The organism is Microcella sp., assembly GCF_033763155.1.
In the GTDB taxonomy this organism is placed as follows: domain Bacteria; phylum Actinomycetota; class Actinomycetes; order Actinomycetales; family Microbacteriaceae; genus Microcella.
This window is the reverse complement of record NZ_JANRKZ010000197.1, coordinates 1-3,255: the sequence shown is the minus strand read 5'-3', so window position 1 is coordinate 3,255 and position 3,255 is coordinate 1. Positions and strand designations below refer to the sequence as shown.

Below are 3,255 nucleotides of genomic sequence, written 5' to 3'. Positions count from 1 at the left end.
CGAGGGTGCGATCGATGCGGCGAGCATCCTGAAGCCGCTGTTGGCGCGTGGCGAACTGCAGACCATCGGAGCCACCACGCTCGACGAGTACCGCAAGCACTTTGAGAAGGATGCTGCGCTCGAGCGTCGCTTCCAGCCCGTGCAGGTCAACGAGCCCTCGTTGCCGCACGCGATCAACATCTTGAAGGGGCTTCGCGACAAGTACGAGGCGTTCCACAAGGTCTCGATCACCGATGGCGCAATCGTCGCCGCGGTGAACTTGGCCGACCGCTACGTGCAAGACCGCTTCTTGCCTGACAAGGCCATCGACTTGATCGACGAGGCCGGCGCCCGCCTGCGCCTGTCGATCCTCTCGGCGCCGCCCGAGCTGCGCGAGTTCGACGAGAAGATCGCTGGCGTGCGCACCGAGAAAGAACTGGCGATCGAGAACCAAGACTTCGAGAAGGCCGCGAGCTTGCGCGACGACGAGAAGAAGTTGCTCGGTGAGCGTCTTCGCCTCGAGAAGCAGTGGCGCGCCGGTGAGGTCGCGGCGAGCGGCACCGTCGACGAGGGCGTGATTGCCGAGGTGCTGGCGCAGGCCACGGGCATCCCCGTCTTCAAGCTGACGGAGGAGGAGTCGAGCCGCCTCATCTTCATGGAAAAGGCCCTGCACCAGCGGGTCATCGGCCAAGAAGAAGCGATCTCGGTTCTGGCCAAGACGATCCGCCGCACGCGCGCGGGCCTGAAAGACCCGAAGCGCCCCTCGGGCTCGTTCATCTTCGCCGGCCCCACGGGTGTCGGAAAGACCGAGCTCGCCAAGGCGCTCGCCGAGTTCCTCTTCGACGACGAGGGCGCGCTCATCGCGCTCGACATGTCGGAATACGGCGAGAAGCACACCGTCTCGCGCCTGTTCGGTGCCCCTCCCGGATTCGTTGGATTCGAAGAGGGCGGCCAGCTCACCGAGAAGGTGCGTCGCAAGCCGTTTAGCGTCGTGCTCTTCGACGAGATCGAGAAGGCACACCCCGACATCTTCAACTCGCTGTTGCAGGTGCTCGAAGAGGGCCGCTTGACCGACGGTCAGGGTCGCGTCGTCGACTTCAAGAACACCGTCATCATCATGACAACCAACCTCGGCACGAAAGACATCACTGGTGGCCCCGTGGGCTTCACGCTCGAGGGCAACGCCGCGGCGTCATACTCGGCCATGCGCGCGAAGGTCGTCGAAGAGCTCAAGAAGCACTTCAAGCCCGAGTTCTTGAACCGTGTTGACGAGACGATCGTCTTCCCGCAGCTCAACCAAGACGAGCTGCTGCAGATCGTTGACCTCTTCGTGAAGCGACTGCGCGAGCGTCTGCTCGACCGCGACATGACGATCGAGGTGAGCGACGCCGCCAAGGCACAGCTGATCAAGGTCGGATGGGATCCCACGCTCGGTGCGCGCCCATTGCGACGCGCAGTGCAGCACGAGATCGAAGACGCCTTGAGCGAGCGCATCTTGCACGGTGAGCTCAACGCGGGCGACCACATCGCGGTCGACTTCGTTGACGGTGCGTTCACCTTCGCCACGACGCGCAAAGAGCTGGCGGCCGTCGAGGCCGGCGCGGGAGCGTCGGCCGAACTGCCGCCCGTCGAGTAACGCGCGGCGAGCATCCGTCGACGGATGCCCGCACCCCGTCAGCGCCCCGGCCCGTCACACGGCCGGGGCGCTTCGGCGTGTGCGCCGTAGGCTGGCAAGGTGATGCGATTGTTCAGCAACCCGCACCCGATCGTCGTGCAGTACCGCCCGCCGAAGGGTCTCTCGGTGGTCGAAGCGGCTGAATTGCTGCAGCAGAACTCACGTGCGGTCGTGGCGCAGCTGATCGACTTTGCCGCTCGCCGCATCGTCGTGATGGCACCCGGTCCGAAGCGGCGCAGCTTTCGCGTCGTTCGAACCTCTCGAGGGGTCTCGTCGCTGGCTGAGGAGTCGATTCTCGCTGCTCTGTTCGGCGACCGGGCAATGACCGGGGCTTCCGTCACGCTGACGCGGCATCGCAACGAAGGAGTGAGTCGACGGCTTGCGAATGCGCATCGCGGCATGGCTGCCTCACTCATCGAGCGAGGCCTGGTTGCCGAGCGCTCGTTCGCCTCTCGCCTCGCGCGGTTGTGGGATCCCCGGCCGGTCGCTCCGACCGATGAGGCCGAGTCGGCGCTCGCGCACCTCGAAGGGCTGCGCCAGTACATCGCGCTCGCCGAAGCCGATCGCATGCAAGTTCTCCTCGGGCCCGACTCCGCGATTGAGCGTCGTGACGCGAGTGGTGAATCGACACTGGTCATCCACGAAAAGCTGCTCGGCTATGCGGTGCTCTTCGGGCTCGAGAAGCAGTGGGCTGCTCGCATTGCAGCCGACTACGCCGTCGAGCGAACGGGCAGAGAGCCTGTAAACATCGACAGTCTTGCGTGGGTTGACGCTGCCGTGTGGGAGGTTGTCACGACGAGTGCCGATCTGCCGATCGAAGGTCTCGATCTTTCCGCGCTCCCTGAGTTCCCCGAGGTCGATGTTGATTTCGCCGCCGGAGCGGCCGACGTTCTCGACGGCCTTGGCGCATTCTTCGGCGGTCTCTGATGATGCGCCGGCTCTAGGCTGGAAGCGTGACGAGCAACGGGTTTAGCGTGCGGCGCGCGCGCACGGCCGATGTGCGCGCGATCAAGCAGCTCGTCGAGCCGCTCGTGCAGCAGGGCATTCTGCTCGGCAAAGAGCTCGTCGTGTTCTTCGAGTCGTTGCAAGAGTTTCGCGTGGCCGTTGACGACGCCACGGGTGAGGTCATTGGCTGCGGCGCGGTGCATGTGATCTGGGAAGACCTCGGTGAGATCCGCACGCTCGCGGCGAGCGATGCGTGGCGCGGCCGCGGCGTTGGTCACGCGCTGCTCTCGAGCCTCGAAGAAGACGCGCGCGAACTGGGCCTGCAGCGCTTGTTCTGTCTCACGTTCGAAGTCGATTTCTTCGGCCGTCATGGCTTTGCGCCCATCGGGGAACAACTGCTCATCGACCCCGAGGTCTATGCCGAGCTCGTGCGTTCGCCCGATGAGGGTGTCGCTGAGTTTCTCGACCTGTCGCGCGTGAAGCCGAACACTCTGGGCAATACGCGCATGCTCAAGGTTTTGTAGAGGTAGCTGAGGGTTCGGGCACACGCCGGGCCAGCATCCGCCCGCCGCCCCTCACCGGGCCTACCCTGGCGACATGTCGACGATCCGTAATCCCGTCGGGCCGCTGCCGCCGCAGGTCTATTGGAGGCGGCG

General features: G+C 64.9%; 3 protein-coding genes. All 3 read left to right on the top strand.

The window, feature by feature from the left end; translation table 11 throughout:
- On the top strand, nucleotides 1-1,615 hold a 1,615-nt coding region (locus tag SFU54_RS08370; RefSeq protein ID WP_319015824.1), incomplete at its 5' end, for an ATP-dependent Clp protease ATP-binding subunit.
- 99 nt (nucleotides 1,616-1,714) lie between these two features.
- On the top strand, nucleotides 1,715-2,581 hold the full coding sequence (locus tag SFU54_RS08365; protein ID WP_319015823.1) for a hypothetical protein: 867 nt from the start codon (nucleotides 1,715-1,717) through the stop codon (nucleotides 2,579-2,581).
- Between the two features lie 26 nt (nucleotides 2,582-2,607).
- Complete coding sequence (locus SFU54_RS08360; protein WP_319015822.1) at nucleotides 2,608-3,123, top strand: amino-acid N-acetyltransferase; 516 nt, start codon at nucleotides 2,608-2,610, stop codon at nucleotides 3,121-3,123.
- Nucleotides 3,124-3,255 lie beyond the last annotated feature (132 nt).